Origin of the sequence: Acidovorax sp. K2F, from assembly GCF_025246485.1 — a bacterium.
Classification (GTDB): domain Bacteria; phylum Pseudomonadota; class Gammaproteobacteria; order Burkholderiales; family Burkholderiaceae_C; genus Acidovorax; species Acidovorax delafieldii.
Window position 1 is genome coordinate 1 of the sequence record NZ_JAOBSQ010000105.1, and the last position, 890, is coordinate 890.

At 63.8% G+C, this 890-nt stretch carries 1 protein-coding gene and 1 pseudogene; both read right to left on the reverse strand.

Annotation, left to right across the window (positions count from 1 at the left end; translation table 11 throughout):
• Positions 1–218, reverse strand: a pseudogene (locus tag N4G42_RS25455) (electron transfer flavoprotein subunit alpha/FixB family protein); the annotation flags it as partial.
• The coding region (locus tag N4G42_RS25460) for an electron transfer flavoprotein subunit beta/FixA family protein (RefSeq protein WP_260669178.1) at positions 219–890 on the reverse strand (672 nt) is incomplete at its 5' end. It abuts the pseudogene before it with no gap.

Genomic DNA, 890 nt, shown 5'->3' on the forward strand with positions numbered 1-890 from the left:
ACGTTTTCTGCCAGGCCGTGTTCCAGGCCAGGGGCGTCGGCGTGGATGACCTTGGCAACACCGGCTATTTTGGAGGCGGCTTGTGCAGCAGCGCCGGCGTTGTGGCCGGCCACCAGCACGTGCACGTCGCCACCGCAGGCCACTGCGGCCGTGACGGTGTTCAGCGTGGCGCCCTTGATGGACGCGTTGTCGTGTTCAGCAATAACGAGTACCGACATTTAGATCACCTTCGCTTCGTTCTTGAGTTTTTCGACCAGGGCGGCCACGTCGGCCACCTTGATGCCTGCGCCGCGCTTGGCGGGCTCGGTCACCTTGAGGGTCTTCAGGCGCGGAGCCACGTCCACGCCGAGGTCTTCGGGCTTGACGGTATCGAGCTGCTTTTTCTTGGCCTTCATGATGTTGGGCAAGGTGACGTAGCGGGGCTCGTTCAGGCGCAGGTCGGTGGTGATGACGGCGGGCAGGGTCAGGGCCAGGGTTTCCAGGCCGCCGTCCACTTCGCGGGTCACGCTGACCTTGTCTGCAGCCAGTTCAACCTTGCTGGCGAACGTGGCCTGGGGCAGGTCGGCCAGGGCCGCCAGCATCTGGCCGGTCTGGTTGGCGTCGTCGTCGATGGCTTGTTTGCCCAGGATGATGAGCGAGGGTTGCTCTTTGTCCACCAGGGCCTTCAGCAGCTTGGCCACGGCCAGGGGCTGCAGTTCCACGTCGGTCTCGACCAGGATGGCGCGGTCGGCGCCAATCGCCATGGCGGTGCGCAGGGTTTCCTGGCACTGGGCCACGCCGCAGGAGACTGCGATGACTTCGGTCACCAGGCCTTTTTCTTTCAGGCGCACGGCCTCTTCAACGGCGATTTCGTCAAAGGGGTTCATGCTCATCTTCACGTTGGCGATGTC